At 41.0% G+C, this 16085-nt stretch carries 12 protein-coding genes, 2 pseudogenes and 1 CRISPR repeat array; of the genes and pseudogenes, 2 read left to right on the forward strand and 12 right to left on the reverse strand.

The genetic code is table 11. The features are described from left to right. Window positions 1-143: 143 nt before the first annotated feature. Complete coding sequence (gene hisC / locus HWQ41_RS21300; RefSeq protein WP_292767167.1) at window positions 144-1226, reverse strand: histidinol-phosphate transaminase; 1083 nt, start codon at window positions 1224-1226, stop codon at window positions 144-146. Between the two features lie 204 nt (window positions 1227-1430). Here hisC and HWQ41_RS21305 point away from each other — a divergent pair, with 204 nt between their 5' ends. Continuing rightward, window positions 1431-2018 carry an rRNA large subunit pseudouridine synthase E gene (locus tag HWQ41_RS21305; protein WP_292767169.1) on the forward strand — a complete coding sequence of 196 codons (588 nt, stop codon included), beginning with the start codon at window positions 1431-1433 and terminating at the stop codon, window positions 2016-2018. Between the two features lie 100 nt (window positions 2019-2118). On the opposite strand, the gene HWQ41_RS21310 is transcribed toward HWQ41_RS21305, so the two are convergent. From HWQ41_RS21310 to HWQ41_RS21330, 5 genes and pseudogenes are all read right to left on the reverse strand, one after another. Continuing rightward, window positions 2119-2883 (reverse strand): hypothetical protein, encoded by a 765-nt coding sequence (locus HWQ41_RS21310; RefSeq protein WP_292767171.1) that lies wholly within the window; start codon window positions 2881-2883, stop codon window positions 2119-2121. 577 nt (window positions 2884-3460) lie between these two features. After that, on the reverse strand, window positions 3461-4774 hold the full coding sequence (locus tag HWQ41_RS21315; protein WP_292767173.1) for a decarboxylase: 1314 nt from the start codon (window positions 4772-4774) through the stop codon (window positions 3461-3463). After that, window positions 4744-5295, reverse strand: coding sequence for an asparagine synthase C-terminal domain-containing protein (locus HWQ41_RS21320; protein WP_292767175.1), 552 nt, complete (start codon window positions 5293-5295; stop codon window positions 4744-4746). Before HWQ41_RS21320 ends, HWQ41_RS21315 begins: the two co-directional genes overlap by 31 nt. 131 nt (window positions 5296-5426) lie before the next feature. Next, window positions 5427-6722, reverse strand: a pseudogene (locus HWQ41_RS21325) (IS4 family transposase); the annotation flags it as partial. Between the two features lie 265 nt (window positions 6723-6987). Then, window positions 6988-7332, reverse strand: coding sequence for a hypothetical protein (locus HWQ41_RS21330; RefSeq protein WP_292767178.1), 345 nt, complete (start codon window positions 7330-7332; stop codon window positions 6988-6990). A gap of 373 nt (window positions 7333-7705) precedes the next feature. Here HWQ41_RS21330 and HWQ41_RS21335 point away from each other — a divergent pair, with 373 nt between their 5' ends. Further along, complete coding sequence (locus HWQ41_RS21335) at window positions 7706-8737, forward strand: VOC family protein (RefSeq protein ID WP_292767181.1); 1032 nt, start codon at window positions 7706-7708, stop codon at window positions 8735-8737. A 204-nt stretch (window positions 8738-8941) separates the two neighbouring features. On the opposite strand, the gene HWQ41_RS21340 is transcribed toward HWQ41_RS21335, so the two are convergent. From HWQ41_RS21340 to HWQ41_RS21360, 6 genes and pseudogenes are all read right to left on the reverse strand, one after another. After that, window positions 8942-9196 (reverse strand): hypothetical protein, encoded by a 255-nt coding sequence (locus HWQ41_RS21340; RefSeq protein ID WP_292767183.1) that lies wholly within the window; start codon window positions 9194-9196, stop codon window positions 8942-8944. 248 nt (window positions 9197-9444) lie between these two features. Continuing rightward, complete coding sequence (locus HWQ41_RS21345; protein WP_292767186.1) at window positions 9445-11265, reverse strand: asparagine synthase-related protein; 1821 nt, start codon at window positions 11263-11265, stop codon at window positions 9445-9447. 492 nt (window positions 11266-11757) lie between these two features. Beyond that, a pseudogene (locus HWQ41_RS34345) lies at window positions 11758-11976 on the reverse strand (DUF3011 domain-containing protein); the annotation flags it as partial. Window positions 11977-12325: 349 nt separating this feature from the next. Continuing rightward, a complete protein-coding gene (locus HWQ41_RS21350) occupies window positions 12326-12622 on the reverse strand; it encodes a hypothetical protein (protein ID WP_292767188.1) in 297 nt (98 codons plus the stop codon). A 330-nt stretch (window positions 12623-12952) separates the two neighbouring features. Then, window positions 12953-14515: direct repeats of the CRISPR family, unit length 37 nt; unit sequence GTTTCAATCCCTAATAGGGATTTTAGGTAATTGCAAT. Window positions 14516-14865: 350 nt separating this feature from the next. Beyond that, window positions 14866-15189, reverse strand: coding sequence for a hypothetical protein (locus tag HWQ41_RS21355; RefSeq protein WP_094328612.1), 324 nt, complete (start codon window positions 15187-15189; stop codon window positions 14866-14868). Between the two features lie 130 nt (window positions 15190-15319). Further along, window positions 15320-15724, reverse strand: a complete 405-nt coding sequence (locus HWQ41_RS21360; RefSeq protein ID WP_292767193.1) for a response regulator — start codon at window positions 15722-15724, stop codon at window positions 15320-15322. Window positions 15725-16085: the final 361 nt, after the last annotated feature.

Here is a 16085-nt window from a genome sequence, read left to right on the forward strand (position 1 = left end):
ACCTCTGTGAGGGGTGGCAGCTTGCAAAAGAGACTTAACGGGAAAAGTCAGATATATATGCTGTGCAGCGCTCAGAAAGTAAACTTCTTACAACAAGCAATTTCTCAGAAGCATAGAAGTCAAAATAATTCATAATTGATAATTCATAATTCATACTTATAGATGGAGTCCCCAGTCTCTAACAAATAAATTAGTGCCTCTACTAAAGCCTGATTTTGTTCATCGGTGCCAACAGTAATGCGTAATTTATCGTCTAGTCCAGGCTGCTTGAAGTAGCGGATTAAAATTCCCCGTTCCTTCAGTTTTTGATAGAGATATTCTGCGTTTCCTTCTCTTGGTTCTGCTAACAAAAAGTTAGCTTGAGAATCCCAAATATGAAAACCTAATTGTTTTAATTCTGTTGCTAACTTAGTCCGCGATGCCTTAATCTTTGCTACACAAGCATTTTTATAAGCTTGGTCGGTAATAGCAGCAGAGCCAATTGCACAAGCGATCGCATCAATGTTATAGCTATCTTTCACCTTAAACAATCCCTGCAACAACTTGGGATTTGCGACTCCAAACCCCAGGCGCAATCCCGCCAATGAGTACCCTTTAGAAAGTGTCCGAATCACAATGACGTTTTCGTATTCCTTTACCAAAGTCAATGCATTCTCCTCGGTAAAATCTACATATGCTTCATCAATCACTAAAACTCCAGATAATTGGCTGGCTAATTTTCGCAGATCATTTGTTGCTACCAGATGCCCGGATGGACTATTAGGCGACGCAATGAATGTGACAGAACCATCGACAGCAACCAGTTCTTCCAAAGGTAAACTGTAGTCCTCGCTGTAGGGAATCTCAATAATTTCCGCAGCTTGCATTTCTGTTAATGTGCGATATAGCACGTAAGTTGGCATCGGATAAACTACCTTTTTCCCAGGTTCTGCACAGGCTCGAATCACTACACTCAACAATTCGTCACTGCCATTTCCGACAATTATCCAATCGCTAGGAACTCCTAAAACTTTACTTGCAGCTTGCCGGAACTCCCCCCCGAAAGGTTCTGGATATCGCCGCAACCACTCGCCATCGATATTTTGTAGTACAGCTAATGCCGCAGGGGAAGGAGGATAGGGGTTTTCGTTGCTGTTGAGTTTAATGACCTGTGTACCGCGTTGGGGCTGCTCACCGGGAATGTAGCTAGCCATTGCATTAACATTGGAGCGAAAGTAGTTGCTCATAGGGCATGGGGTATGTAAAAAACAGATTTTTATAAGTTAGGAATTGACAGAATTTTAGATTTTAAATTTTGGATAATGGAATTGAACATTCAAAACCGTTCGGCTGAGGCTCACGGCGAAGGCTAAAATTTAAAATCTAAAATTAAATGACAGAGCTAGTGACTTTAGCATGGGGTCAATCTAAAATCTAAAATCCAAAATTGTGTGACAAATCATTACCGATATATTATTTTTTACAAACCCTATGGTGTTCTCAGCCAGTTTACAAAAGATGCTCCCACACATAGCACCCTGAAAGATTATATTGATGTACCTGATGTGTATCCTGTGGGACGCTTAGACTGGGATAGTGAAGGGTTGCTGCTGTTAACGAACGATGGGCAATTGCAACATCGCCTCGCTCATCCGCGTTTTGGTCATAAACGTACTTACTGGGTACAGGTAGAGCGAATTCCAGATGCAGATGCGATAAAAAGGTTGCAAACAGGTGTGGAAATTCAAGATTACCGCACTCAACCAGCAGAAGTTAAGCTCTTACCAACAGAGCCACAGCTACCTGAACGCACCCCGCCGATTAGATTTCGCAAAAATGTACCGACAGCTTGGCTGGAAATAACCTTGACAGAGGGAAAAAACCGCCAAGTACGGCGCATGACTGCGGCTGTAGGGTTTCCGACTTTGCGGTTGGTCAGGGTCAGCATAGCCCACCTACAATTAGATGACCTACAATTGGGTCAATGGCGTGATCTCACCACTTCTGAACTCCAATTTTTGCATAATTTCAGTAAATAGAAAAGTTTTCCTCCAAAGGCGAATGCTCATCCCAGACTGGAAGTCTGAGGGGCATTTTATCCAATTGGGATGCGATCGCAGCGATCGCATTCTGGCTAGATCAACCAAAACTTTGAACAATATACATATCATTACCCGTATCCCCCACTAAAAGCAAGCTACTGTCATCACTTTCTAAATTTAGACTGCCAGTAATACCCTTTTGGAGAACTTTAATTATTCTTTGGGGAGTGAAAGATTCTAATTCCACAAACTTTCCAGATTCTAACCATGTTAATTCTTCAGCAGATAAACTTTGACGAACTTCTTCAGGCAATTCTTTAGCTGCTTGCGCCGACTCTGGAGAAGATTGAATAAACATTCCGCGCTTAGTAGCGATAATTTGACGTGGCGTTAGTCCGATATCAATAATCACAATCTCGCTGTTGAGAAACCAATTAGCATTGGTTCTCAAATTATGAACTAAACCAATTCCTTGTGGATTGCAATCATGCAGTGCATAGACTTTCAAATCGGGATTGCGGCGCAGCATTTGCATTGTAGTGTCAAAAATGCTTTGGGGATATCCAGTAATGCTGAGAATTGCACAGTTATTTTCAAAGTGGAAATTATTAGCAATTAATAGTTGAGCAATATTAGCACTATCACAAACGACTAATCTATCAAAACTGTAAGCAGTCACATCATAATTAACCGTGGCTGGTGTATTTTCCTGGTTTGGAGAAGGAAGAATTTTGAGGATTGAACCATTTATTTGCTGCCAGCGATCTAGCCAATCTTTAACCTGAGATTGTGAAAGTAAAAATTCTTGTGTTAAGAATCCAATTCGACCTAATTGCCGAGTTCCTAAATATAACGATAACACTCCTGTAATAAGAATAATAACAAATAGAATAACTGTCCTCAAACTCAGACTGATCGTAAGACTGAAGAAAATTCCTATACCAAGAATAATACCTCCTATAATTTGTAAATTTCTAGCATTGTCTTTGCGACTTATAATGTTGAGTTTGCTTGATCTGCTATTCTCAAAAAATCTCCAAATAAACCCAAAGTTTACTATCAGTGGTACAAAAATAAATATTGACGTAAATAAATTAAGAAATAAATATAGAAATAGCCAGCTAAATCGTGAAATTGACTTTGACTTTGACCTAAGACGATTATCTAGAAAATAAAGCAGTTGCTTGGGTGTAAAGAATAAGGTGTTATTTGCAGAAATGTCAGCGATCGCCTTTGCAAAAAAAGGATCAGTAATCTTAACATTACTCATACTGGTCGGTTCAAAGGCAAAGAGATGATTGCATTTTATACACCGACCTTGATTAGCTGTTCGGTCTTTTAGTTTATTGTCAGTTCCGCAGTTAATACACTTCATAATGGTTGTTTTATGTTAGTTATTAATTGTTAGTCAATACGGTTCAGATCAGGGTTGATCCCCCCTAACCCCCCTTTTTAAGGGGGGAACTATCAAGCACCTGATTTGTTAATAAAACACTATAGTCTTCCCGTTGACGAATCAGGCGATGTCTGCAATTTTCTAGCAAGACTTCCGCAGGTTTGGGGCGGTGTAAAAAGTGAGACGACATGGCATAACCATAAGCACCGACATCTAAAATGGCAACGATATCACCAATTTCTAGCGCCGGAAGTTGACAATTTTTCCCCAGATAATCTCGTGAATATGTGGTGTTCCCACAAATATCAGTTGTGAATGGATTGTCTGCTTGTTTCCAAGTGACAATTTCTCGGTAGCCGCCGTGTACTGATGGTACTGAAAGATTCGCAACGGTGGTATCAACTCCGACAATCTGTTTTTCTCCTTGCCATTTCACAGAAACAACTTGAGCAAGCAAAGCGGCGCATCCTGCGATCGCACTTCGTCCCGGTTCAATCACCAAATCAATTTCCCGTCCTAAATGAGTAATTCTCTCGGTTAACTCAGCCCCAAATATTTCCCAGTCAAAGGCTGTTTTGTTGTGGTGATAAGGGTAGCCAAAACCACCACCAAAATCTAAATATTCCCAATCTGGTAACTGTTGTGCTGTGGCAATTACCGTATCAATCACCTGAGTAAAAGCGGCTGTGGCATTAGTTCCAGTCCCTCGATAGAAGTGTAAACCACTCAGCTTTAATCCAACCTCACCAGTTAAAGCGATCGCATCACAAAATTCCTCTGGATGCACACCAATGCGGCTATCTCCGGTAATTTCCGGTAAATTGAGGCGTAAACCCAGCCGAATATATTTCTCTGTGCGTTTGGGCAAAACTTCGCAGCACAACTGCAACTGAGTGAGGCTATCAAGGTTGAGAGTTGTAACTCCCCAATTGAGAACTTGTAGCATCTCAGCCCGATTCAAATTACTGCCACTATAAACAATCTCATTAGGATCGAAACCAGCTTGCAATCCCAGGTAAATATCTCCTGGGGTATTGGCGTGAAGTCCCCACCCAAATGAGCGAAAAATTTTTAACAGCGCAATATTGCCATTAGTAACACTGGCAAAGCGAAATTGCGTGCGCGGATAGCTGACGGCTTTGGTAATCCGCTCAATAGTTTCGCCCAAGCGATCGCCATTATAAACATAAAGCGGAGAACCATAGATAGTTAGTAACTCCTGCGCCTGTTCCCAAGAAAATGGCGGAGATGAGGGGATTAATTGCTCATTCCCAACTCCTGTACAGACGCGATTAATCGCGTCTCTCCCTAACTCCTCACTTTTATCTACCCTTGCCATCGCTTGTAATTTCTCCATAGCCAACGAGGTAAACAAAACGGATGATCCCAGGACTGTTTGCTTAGTTCTTCATTTAAAACATGCGATCGCCAAAGTTGCCACATAATAAGTAACCAGAGTGTTTCACCAATCCGACGGCCTTGAATAGCTGCTCCTAGTTTGCCTTCAACAATTTGGGCGGCGATGTGGGGATAAAAGTGATTGTTCGCGCGAAGTATCTCAGGATTGAGCCAGATGCCCATCTGATGCCAAAAATCATTTAAACACCAAGAAGTTAAGGGAACCCCCATACCACGTTTTTGTCGCCAGACAATTTCCGGCGGGAGCCAATTTTCTACGGCACGCTTGAGGATATATTTTTCACAGGCTCCTTGCAAACAGAGTTCTCCAGATAGGCGGAATGTCCACTCAGCTAGAGGTAAGTCACAAAAAGGCGATCGCACCCATAATCCATGAGCAAACCCCAATGCAGTCGCACGGGGATGGATATTCTGCGCTCCTTTGAGCATCAAACTGGCACGGCGGAGGCGATGCAGCAAAGATGGACACTCATTGCGATCGAGAGCCGTTAATAGCCAATCTTCGGGATGGAAATTTTGGATCTGTGCATAGATATCTGGCTGATCACTCGTAAGAGGTTAGAGTGATTGCACATTTGTCAAGAGGGTGCAGGAAAAGGAGACAAATCTAGCTTGGAGACTGGCTTTCGCAGATATTTAACCACGCCTAAGTCTTGATTTTCTCTTTCTGCGAAGTACTGAATCGGGTCATCCGCTTTGCCTTTGTCATTTGCGACACTAAAATGGTACAAACCGCGAAATATCATCTCCAAAGAAATGCGGTCAAATGGCAGGGATAATTCGTCTGCAACAGCATCTCCTAAGTCAATCAAAACAGCATAAAATAACCAAGTAGCCCAGACTTGTAGCTTAATACCATTAATAGAACCAGTCCACAAATAAGATAGCCCCAGTAAGCGTTTTACTGCGTAGAAAGCTTCTTCAACTCTCCATCTTCGACGATATAAATCTGCAACGACATAGGGAGGTAATATTTTGGGGTCAAGGACAGAAGTAATGTAAGAATAGCTAGTTTTACCAATTTTAATTTCGATTAAACGTAAAGTGAGAACTGGTGCGCCACGACGAACAGTTCCAAGTTGAATCAATCGGTCTTTAAGCGAATGGTCATAGCTAAAAATCTTTAAGTATTTAATAGATGCTTTGGCTTTTAAGCGAGTAATAAAATTAACTTCTTGGTCAAGAAGTTGTTGCAAAAATTGGAAATGATAAAAACCTCTATCAAGTAAAATTAGAGTTTTAGGAAATAGTAAATTTAGTAATGCAGTTTCAAAATTGGTGTCTGATGCTGCGGGATTATTGTTAAACCAAACCTCGACGGGTAAACGAGTTACCAAATCAATAACTGTACAAATTTTTCCGGCTAACTGTCCTGTTTTTAAGTCTTCCAGGCTTTTGAGCTTGCGAAATAATGCTTCTAATGTGGAGCCATCAGCTATCCAAATATGTTCAAAATTCGCCCGTGCAAACTTAACGCTGTCTGGCAGTGTTCGCCTAAGTCGTTGCTGCCAATTTAATTGTAACTGAGGTAGTAAATCTTTAAAGACTCGCTCAAATAATTCAGCAGGGAAAACTAAAAATCTTTCTGATAATGATTGTTGAGCAACTTTTGTGGGATGACACCATAATAAACCTTCTCGTGCTAACAGACGATTCAACTCTTGAACGCCAGGAACTTGTCGCCACAACAGTGTTAATACTGCTGCTACCATTAACGATAAATTAAGAATCCTGTCTCGACATCCTAACTGCTTATAATATTTTTGTTGAGCAAAAACTGCTGGGGTTAATAAAGCTTCTAAGCGTTTAGCGATCACTTCATTATCTATAGTCGGAGTATGATGTCGTTGTGCGTGGTCAGAGTTGACTTTTGGTCGCTTGGACATGGTAGAAAACCAAACTTTTCATTACCTCATTTGATAATTGAATTTACCTAAGAAGTGAGCCTCACATTTCACAAAGTTATTCTCTCGTTACAATACTTTTTTTTAGCCTATTTAAGTTGTCAAAGCCTTTAAAGATAATGATAATCAAATAGAGGGAGGGAGGAGGTGAGCGTCGCTCACCTCCTCCCCCTCTCCCCATACACGATTATCATTATCTTTAAGACTATTTTGAGTATTTTAACTGATTGACAAAAGGCATTTTATCTTAACCTCTCACCGATGGTACCAAGGTGATGCGGTCTTCTTGAGCAGAAACACGAGAGAGTGCAGAATTCTGCTGCTGCATGAAAAATATTGTAGATGCAATCACCACTATTACAACTGCCACTACTCCAAAGGTAATCCATCGATTCCGGCGTTGCTGTACCTCCAGTGCTTGGCGGCGATTTAACTGAATCAACGCTTCATCCAGTAACTCTGGCGGTAAATTCAACTCCTGTAAAATTTCTCTAACCTGCTGTTGGTCTAGTTCCGCTTCCCGACGCACTTGCAGACCTTCTACTTCTGTAACTATTTGTGATAATTGCTCTTGAGTCAGTCGCTGCGTCATAGCTTAACTCCTGTTAAAAAAACTTTATGGCGATTCTTGATTACGTGTAATCAGAAGAACTCTATATTTAGTTGCATCTCACTTTTGTAGGTACATCATAAGCTACAAAATAAAGTTGTTGCTTTTCGGATTCTTTCTGAGATACTTTTGTAAACACTTTCGTTTCTCTCGTTCTCACGCTCTGTATCTCTCGTTCCCATGCTCTGTATGAGGAATGGCTGATTTAGAAGCTTTGCCTCCAGTCAGAGATTGAGTCAGAGCCTCAATGAATGCATTCCCACGCGGAGCATGGGAACGAGGACAGAGAAACGAGGAACAAGCTTTATTTATTTTGACCCAATTTAAAATCTAAAATCTAAAATCCAAAATTGCTATGACTCACGAACAACAAACCGCAATTGAAGGTATCTATGAAGTTTGTATCGGCATCCCGGAGCCAATTTCAGCAATTCAGTATTGGGAGCAATTTGGCTATCGCATTGCTGAAGTCGGTGAATTAACCGCAGATGTAGCCCATCTATTATATGGGGTGAATTCATCTTTACGCTCAATCCGCCTTTACCATCAAAATTCAGATCATGGTTTGATTCGGCTGATGGTTTGGCAAAATCCCACCCATGAAGGTTTGGGAATTGCGTCGATGAAAATTAAGGGAAATCGCTGGGCAACAAGCTTAACTGCGGATGTTTTAAGCATCTTAAATCATATCGAGGATGCAAAGGCCGCAGGTTTGCCTATTAGGCACTCTAACCCTTATTGGGAAGTTATCTATAACAAAGAGAGGAAAAGCCGTCCTTTTATTGAGCCAGCAGTTGGTGTGCGAGAAATGCTGCTACTACAACCTTTAGCTCGACAGGTTTTATTTCAACGGTTTGGCTATACACTACCGCATTATGGACAAGTTAACCATAATGCTGCTCTCAAGGCTAGTCAGTTTACCCACATGGGAATCATCGTTCAAGATGACAGCAAAGAAACCCTGAAGTTTTATGAAGAAGTTTTGGGTTTGCTGCGTGTGCGTGATGATGTCGAAACTAGCTATGAATCTTCGCCAGCAGGTCAAGATATTTTTGATCTTAACCCTGGTGAAAAGTTTATTGTCACTACCTTTGATGATCCCCGTTCTTCTAAGTCTGACCTGATGGCTGCACGTAGTGGTAGACTTTACATCATTCGATTCCCAGAATCTATTAATTTAGAATCGCGCTTTGAGGCAGCCCAACCAGGTAGCTTAGGTATGTCTTTATATACCTATCGTGTAAAGGGAATACAGGAGTATTGCGATCGCATCAAAGCAAGTACTGTACAAAAAGTTACAGACATCATTAGTAATGAGTTTGGCGAGACGAGTTTTTCCTTTGTTGCACCGGATGGCTACTTCTGGACTTTGCTAGAAGGTAATTAACTGCGGAAAACACCCAAATGAGAAAGCAAAATGGCATTTTGAGTAAGTCAAATGGCATTTTGCTTGCGGAAAACACTCAAATGAGAAAGCAAAATGGCATTTTGAGTAAGTCAAATGGCATTTTGCTGATTAAACTCGATTTGATCAAATGCGCTTCAGATCAGTGGTTATACTCATAAATAGGTTACACATCGCCTTCAAAGTTTAAATTTCGTTATTTCCACCAATAGCCAGTTCCTTTTTGCTATGTTTCAACTGTTTCCAAACCGCCCTAATTTGCTGGTATGCTTCTTCTGGAGACAGCTTTCCACCTGTTTCTAGACAAGTGATGTAACCAATTCTTTGGGCAAATTCTTGGAGGTTAGCATTAAATGCTAAGGTCTCTGGCTGGAATTTACCATAATATCGACTACGAGGGTAAAGAAAGTTGTTTTTTTCTTGCGAGTTAGGCTGTGTCAATAGTTTGCTCTCCGTAATTTTTTATTAAGATTTCTAGACTGGATTTTTATCTTTGTGTAAATACACAGCAAAAAATTCAAATTCCAGAATAAGTTGATATTGTAGTTAAAAATATATTTTATGGCTAGCACCGCAGAAATCTAGCCACCTTCTCAATTAACCAAACAAGTTCCTCTGAGCAACTGGTTAAAGGTAGGCAACCTGACGCTACAGTGTACTAGTCATCGCGTATTGTTTTCTTGCTTTCACTACTGCACTTTTTGATTCACCTGTAACCAAATTTCTAAACTCACAAGTAACCATAGCTTTACCCCATAACGACTCCAAGTATCTCCTTGATAGTTTAACCAATTGCGAATTGGCAACTGGTTCAAGTAAGGAGTGATAGCCGCATGACGATTGAGTAATAAATCTCTGGCTTCTTGCTGCCAATATTTCCGAAATCCTAACTGTACTGGCACCATCATGCCGCTTTTAGGACGATGAATAATTGCGTGTGGTAAAATATCTGCGCTCGTCGTACCCCTACGGGGAAGCAAGCTACGCGCAGCGTCTGGTAGAGAAGACGTACCGTAGGTAATCGCTTGCTTTAAAACTGCTTTTTCTTGCACTCCCGAAAGCTTATACTCTGGAGGGATTTCCATGCTTAAGTCTACTACTCGTTGGTCAAACAGGGGAGAACGACCGTGCAAAAGGGCTGCTTGAGTCAAGTTACTGACTTTCGTCAGAATTTGGTCAGCACCTTTAAATTTGATATTCATTGCCATCAAACGATTGAGATAGCTGGCTTGGGAATATAAATCTTCTTCAAAAACCCAAGGTGCTGTTTGTACTGCTGTCCAAACTTCTGGTTTTAAAAGTTGCGGTAAGTCAACAGCGCACTTTTGGAAGGAAATTAAATAAGCTTGCAATGCATCCTGATTGGTGACAGAGCCATATAAACTATTGATTAGCATTGGCTGATTTTTTGGCCCACCAAAACAGGGGTCGCCACCCTCACCATTTAAAACTACTTCTACGTTTTCTCTCGCCAGTCGTCCCAGCAAAAGATTGGGAACAGTCAGGGGGTCGCCAATGGGGTCATCTAAATAGGCCATTGTTTCCGGTAGGCGTGACCACATATCCTTAAAAGTAATTTCCAAAATGTGGTGCTGCGTCTGACAATGGGATGCGACGAGACTAGAAAATTCTAACTCATTGGGACATTCGGAACCAAAATGAATTGAGAAGGTGTGAACTGGTGCTTTGTGGAATTTTGCTACTAAAGCTGTGATAGCGCTAGAGTCTAAACCACCAGAAAGAAAAACACCAACGGGTTCATTTGCTGGTGGTAAATATTCTTGAACAACTTGGTCTAGCAATTCTCGCAAGCGATCGCCATGCCATGCTAAAGGTTGATCTATGGCGATAATCTGTTCTTGAAGCTGCCAATAAGCTGCAACTTTGTGGTCAGGAAATTCTAAAACGGTTCCAGGTCGCAGTTCCCGCACCTGTTCCCAAAGGGTTCGTTCTCCTGGAACAAAGGCACAACAAAGATAATCTCGCAACGCCACCAAATCTAAATCGGATGAACGATATGGTGATAAAGTTCTCAGTTGAGGCGCAATCCAACGAACCGAACCAGTGGTAGTGTAATAGAGGGTACGAACACCGATGCGATCGCGAACTAACCGCAACACCTGTTTTTCTCTATCCCAAACCACTAGCGCAAACATCCCCACAAGTTGGCTAAGACTTTCATTACCCCATCGTTCCCAAAGATTCGCAACCAGTTGCAGAGAACTTCCTTTAAAGCTATCCGGTTCAATTCCCAACTTTTGCAGCAACTGCACTCGATTAGTTAACCAAACATCACCAACAACAACAAATCGTCCTCCAGAACTGATTGCTAATTTCTCCGTCATAAATCCAGAAGATGTGCGTGGTAGAATTACAGAAATTTTTTCATCTCGCCAAGCGATATCTTCATAATTTGCATCAACTGTTCCCCACGCTACGCGCCAGGTTGGGTCAGTCTTGATGAATTCGATTTTAGGAGATTTACGGTTTTTAAACGCATCAAATAGCATGGAAAATTTTCAACGCCTAATCAGTAATTTTAGGGTATTGCTTAATGCAGTTTTGAAATGAATATACCTCTCTGCTAAAAGGCTACTGTGTACACACAAGTCCAAAAAAGCTCAATTATTCCATTGTTCTCTCGTTCCTATGCAAAGCATGGGAATGGCTGATTAGGGGCTTACAGCAGATTTCAAGTTGGTGGAGTACACAATCTAAGAGGATGTTTGAAAAGTCGCAAACTATACTAGAAACCCCGCTTCTATTCCTCTCCCCGAAAGGTCGAGAGGCTTTGAAACCCCCATTCCCTTGTAGGGAAGGCTTGGTAGGGGGGGTTAGGTTTGGGAGGCTTAGATGTTAACAATAATACTTTTCAAACAACCCTCTTAGAGCGTTTCGGCAGAGTGACCCCAAATACCCAATTATCTGTTATACCTGCCGTTTCTGCGATCGCCAACTGAGAACTCAGCTCGGCAACCATTTTTCACCCAAATACGATTACTCCGATAGCCCCAATTTCCTCTACAACTGGCGCTAGACAATTGCCTAATAAGCCTGACTCTGCCTCTAGTCTGTATTGAACAAGTATTCCTGTGATTATTCTGGCTTGAACAAGTGATTATCTCCTGAGCTGAAGCGGGAGCTACAACGCCCAAAAGTGTACCGATACTAACGCTGGCAACCATGAAGGTGGCAACAACTATGGGAAGACGCATTACCATATTAAATGTTAGACTTCTTCAAAAATTTCAAAACAAAAACTATACTAATTGTAGCGAACTGCTTTAAGAGCCAATTTTAAAATCAATTAAATGCAAAGAATATTTGCATTCTCAACAGCATTAGATGCAACAGTTTCCATCAAGCAGATAACCACAGCTTGAGGGGTAAAGTAGGTGAAAATAAAAAAGCTGAAAGCTATATATAACAGGCTTTTATAGCATTAATTTCCGTTTGAGCAATGATCTCGGAACAATGCTATTTGGGCATTGATTTGAGCAGATTTATGTCAAGAAAAAAAAAGGAGAGTAGCAATACTCTCCTAAGGTAATATGAGCGAGAATTTCCAGTTTAGTGATTAAAGTGAGTTTGACGTTGACGCAATTCACGAATATGTTGTTCACGAGCGCGTTGTTCACGGAATGAAAGAGCGCGTCGTTCACGAGCTTGACGTTCACGCAATTCACGAGCGCGTTGTTCACGGATTTGACGTTCGCGTTGGATTCTATTGTTATTAAAAGCTACAGTATTGCGATTCAAATGATCATGCTCAGATTTAAATTCAGCAGCATTAGCATTTTGAGAAAGAGCAGCAATTGAAGCAGCTGCTAATAAGCCTCCAAGAAGAATAGATTTTAAGCGGTTCATATATTTTCTATCTGCCTTGCACTAGTTGATTTGTGTACTCTCAATCTAATCGTCATAATCAGGTACATGCCTGTGCCAAAAGTCATGTTCAAATAGTTACTTTTGTCACTATTGCTAGGATTTATATTTGATTTTTGAAATTGGATAACGGCCGAAACCTTACCTGAGATGGATTATACCCGAATGACACCCTTGTAAAGCCCAAAGGCTTGTGTCACCTCGTTCCCAGTCTTAAGACTGGGAATGTATTCAAAAGAGGGCTGCTGCCTCTGGTCAAGCCACTGGAGGCGGAGCCTCCCAGGATGGGTTCCCAGCCTCTAGGCTGGGAACCAGTCAATCCCTAATAGGGATTTTAGGTAATTGCAATCACCATTGCCTAGTAATTGTCCCTCTGGGAAGCCGTTTCAATCCCTAATAGGGATTTTAGGTAATTGCAATTGGAGCCGTTAAGTTTGCATACGATGTATACATGTGTTTCAATCCCTAATAGGGATTTTAGGTAATTGCAATTCTAGTGTATATTCACTAGTGTGTGAAATAGCAACGTTTCAATCCCTAATAGGGATTTTAGGTAATTGCAATAGATATCATTGATTTCAAGCTGGCGGGCTTCACTGTTTCAATCCCTAATAGGGATTTTAGGTAATTGCAATGCCGACTACGGCTTAATCGGCGATGTGGTGATACCTGTGTTTCAATCCCTAATAGGGATTTTAGGTAATTGCAATAGCCGACAAATCATCCGCGTTTTTGAATCAGCCGCGTTTCAATCCCTAATAGGGATTTTAGGTAATTGCAATAAACTTATCTCTAGCTGAAGGCGCGAAATCACTAGGTTTCAATCCCTAATAGGGATTTTAGGTAATTGCAATCTGCTCGTTGGCAGTAACCCCAAAGTCACTTGGAGCTACCAAATTATGTTTCAATCCCTAATAGGGATTTTAGGTAATTGCAATAAATTGATATATCAATCCGAGCCAGGAATTACGAGTTTCAATCCCTAATAGGGATTTTAGGTAATTGCAATTCTTTCCCCGTAAGTGAGGTGTTAGGCGCGGCTGTTTCAATCCCTAATAGGGATTTTAGGTAATTGCAATGGAGATGCCGCACCGTCTGTATGCCCTGGTACCCGTTTCAATCCCTAATAGGGATTTTAGGTAATTGCAATATTTTCTCTTTTGCTACTTCCATATTTGCTGTAGCGTTTCAATCCCTAATAGGGATTTTAGGTAATTGCAATGTTGGGCAACTCAACCTTTACGGACTAAATAATAGTTTCAATCCCTAATAGGGATTTTAGGTAATTGCAATAATTCAAAGAAAAAAGAGTATATGAACACAGAGAGTTTCAATCCCTAATAGGGATTTTAGGTAATTGCAATGAGGCAGTTACTAGATTTGCTGGGATGACAAAGATCGGTTTCAATCCCTAATAGGGATTTTAGGTAATTGCAATTATAATGTTCGCTGGTATTTCAAAATTCGGAAATGGCTGTTTCAATCCCTAATAGGGATTTTAGGTAATTGCAATAATCTGTGCGAAGATTTTATTGCCAGTGCATCAACGTTTCAATCCCTAATAGGGATTTTAGGTAATTGCAATAGCTTCATTACTAATTTGGCAAAGAAAGGGATTGGTTTCAATCCCTAATAGGGATTTTAGGTAATTGCAATTTCCGGCAACATTTCAAGGAAAATAAACGCCGCGGTTTCAATCCCTAATAGGGATTTTAGGTAATTGCAATTTTATGCCTGAAATATTACTCCAGACTAATCAAGTTTGTCAGTTTCAATCCCTAATAGGGATTTTAGGTAATTGCAATTAGATTAATGACTAAATCCGTCGCAGATTTTGCGTTTCAATCCCTAATAGGGATTTTAGGTAATTGCAATCGCTGGCTTCTGAAAGCCTTGCCTTATTTGGTTTTCAAGGTTCGGTTGCGCGAATGCAGAAATTATAACATGAGGAGTTGTGATTTGGCTAGAGGCAAATGGCTGAAAGCTAGTCCAGATAAGGTGCGCGGATGGTTTATAAATACTAAAGCTCTCAAATTCTTGCAGATAAGGCAATTCAGCCATTTTTCTAGTCACCTCTTCCCCAACACCTACCCATCCGCGCATTCAGCAAAAAAAACTAACCTGATTGGAAAGCTGCTTCCTTATTAGATATCCTACTCGATTAGGTTAGCTGATTTCAGGGCGATGCCTGGGCTGCGCTATGCCTACGCAATACCAGCACAACCTTATTTGGCAACGTCTTCAAAGTCTGTTATCGCACAAGCAAACTCCCTAAAAGCTGTTTTAATCAGAACCTCTTTCGTTCCCCTTTCCAGCGAAGAATTGCGTATGAGGTCTGTTAATTCTATGAACAGTAGAGAAAACATAAAACGATCTTGGCGGTCAACTTGTTTCAAGCAAGACGATATAAACTGATAAAGCTCTGTTTTTCTAGGTTTGGTTTGTTCTTCCCATATTTGTAACCCAAGCCGGAAGGTTCTCAAGCGGATTTCATTACTATTGAAGGACGCGTCTTTGTAGCGGACTGATACGCGTTGGGGTATTTCCATGAGTTTTAGCTATACATATTCAATGTAAAGTAATTATTCAGTTATATTTCGGCTCAACCGGAAAAATCTGATATTTTGCACCAATCCCAACAACCGCCATAGGTTAGAAACGAATGACTTGCGTGGAATATTACCAATTACAAGAAGCAACCAAACTAGCCACTATCTCTACTAGTTCTTCTGGAGCAATCGGTTTAGATACATGAGTGTCAAAGCCAGCTTCTAAAGCACGGATACGAGCCTCGCTATCAGCATAAGCTGTTAAAGCAATAGCCGGGAATCGTCCACCATTCTTTGGGTAGAGCGCCCGGATTTTGCAGATGAAAGTGTAGCCATCCTCCCCAGGCAACCCGATATCACAAATTAAAACATCGGGTTGCAATTCGGATAATACTTTGCGTGCCGCCGCTGCTGAGATAACTGCTATAACTTTTGCTCCATCCATTTCCAAGACAGTAGTCAGAAAAAAGCGAGTATCATCATCATCCTCAACTACCAGGATATCTAAACCAGCAAGAGTTCCAGAAGGTTGCATAATAAATGACATTTTATCCTTACTTGCTGTAACTTTTACCCCATTTAGAGCTTCTTTTAGAGTGGATTTTGGGTTGACAAAAGTAGATTGATGTACTCTGAGTGTTGATCAGATACGGAAGTTCACAATAAATGATTCAACACCATAATTCCAAAAATATAGCTCTTTTGAAGAAGAATTCAGAAGTCAGAATTCAGGAGTCAGAATCACTCTTCCTGGGGGATTCAGACCCGCCACCACGAAAGTTGAACACCAAATCTACGATTTGGCGGGGGTCTTAAATCCATCTATTCAGACGCTTTTTCGGTCAGAATACCTTTCCTGTATTCTGACGACTGACGCCTTTATTCTGTTTCGATAA

Source organism: Nostoc sp. NOS(2021) (assembly GCF_017115025.1).
Taxonomy (GTDB): Bacteria; Cyanobacteriota; Cyanobacteriia; order Cyanobacteriales; family Nostocaceae; genus Nostoc.

What these genes read in the sequence shown, in the direction of transcription:
- hisC (WP_292767167.1), bottom strand. Translation starts at nt 1,226, where the DNA reads ATGAGCAACTACTTTCGCTCCAATGTTAATGCAATGGCTAGCTACATT.
- HWQ41_RS21315 (WP_292767173.1), bottom strand. Translation starts at nt 4,774, where the DNA reads ATGGAGAAATTACAAGCGATGGCAAGGGTAGATAAAAGTGAGGAGTTA.
- HWQ41_RS21330 (WP_292767178.1), bottom strand. Translation starts at nt 7,332, where the DNA reads ATGACGCAGCGACTGACTCAAGAGCAATTATCACAAATAGTTACAGAA.
- HWQ41_RS21335 (WP_292767181.1), top strand. Translation starts at nt 7,706, where the DNA reads ATGACTCACGAACAACAAACCGCAATTGAAGGTATCTATGAAGTTTGT.
- HWQ41_RS21345 (WP_292767186.1), bottom strand. Translation starts at nt 11,265, where the DNA reads ATGCTATTTGATGCGTTTAAAAACCGTAAATCTCCTAAAATCGAATTC.
- HWQ41_RS21350 (WP_292767188.1), bottom strand. Translation starts at nt 12,622, where the DNA reads ATGAACCGCTTAAAATCTATTCTTCTTGGAGGCTTATTAGCAGCTGCT.
- HWQ41_RS21355 (WP_094328612.1), bottom strand. Translation starts at nt 15,189, where the DNA reads ATGGAAATACCCCAACGCGTATCAGTCCGCTACAAAGACGCGTCCTTC.
- HWQ41_RS21360 (WP_292767193.1), bottom strand. Translation starts at nt 15,724, where the DNA reads ATGCAACCTTCTGGAACTCTTGCTGGTTTAGATATCCTGGTAGTTGAG.